The following is an 855-nucleotide window of genomic DNA, read 5'->3' on the forward strand; positions in this document are numbered from 1 at the left end:
CTAGGCCGCGCACTCATAAACCGGGTTTGCAAATCAGTTTGATTTTGATTCACTGAAGCCTTGATTTGGAGGCTTCTCATGACCCGTCGCCGGTTTGACCTCACCGATTTCGAGTGGAGTGTTATTCAACCCTTGTTGCCGAATAAGCCGCGCGGCGTGCCCCGCGTTGACGACTGGCGGGTGATAAACGGCATCTTGTGGCGCTTCCGGACGGGTTCGCCTTGGGCAGACGTTCCGGATCGATATGGCCCGTATACTACCTGCTACAACCGGTTCGTGCGATGGCGCAAGGCGGGCGTCTGGGATCATGTCTTGGGCGAGATTTCCAAGGCTTTCGATGGCGATATCGTCATGATCGACAGTTCCTGTGTCCGTGTTCATCAACATGCCGCGACGGGAAAAAGGGGGATCAAGACGATGGCTGCATGGGACGTTCCCGTGGCGGCTTGACCACCAAAATCCACGCCGTTGTCGATGCCGATGGTCGACCGATCCGTCTCGCACTCACAGCCGGCCAAGCCCATGATGGCCGCATGGCAGAACCATTGTTACAGTCAATCTCCAAGGGTGCGATCCTGCTGGCGGACAAGGCCTATGATACCAACGCTATAAGAGCATTTGCAAAGCAAAGGCAGGCATGGGCCAATATTCCTGCCAAGAGCAATCGGAGGGGAAGCTTCCCTTTTAGCCAATGGGTTTACCGACAGCGCAATCTCGTTGAGCGTTTTTTCAGCAAACTCAAACAGTTCAGAGGCATCGCCACCCGTTACGACAAAGACCCGATGAACTTTCTCGCCGCCGTCAAATTGGCAGCAGCGAGAATTTGGATCAGATCGTTATGAGTCTACGGCCTAG

At 54.7% G+C, this 855-nt stretch carries 1 protein-coding gene; it reads left to right on the forward strand.

Translation table 11 applies throughout. The features are described from left to right. Positions 1-78: 78 nt before the first annotated feature. Positions 79-842 (forward strand): IS5 family transposase gene (locus tag GVK95_RS24975; protein WP_159953385.1). Its coding sequence is split into 2 segments (ribosomal slippage): positions 79-394 and positions 394-842, totalling 765 coding nucleotides; the frame shifts between segments, so codons are not numbered across the junction. The last annotated feature ends 13 nt before the right edge of the window (positions 843-855 follow it).

Source organism: Rhizobium sp. 18065, assembly GCF_902706095.1.
Lineage (GTDB): Bacteria > Pseudomonadota > Alphaproteobacteria > Rhizobiales > Rhizobiaceae > Allorhizobium.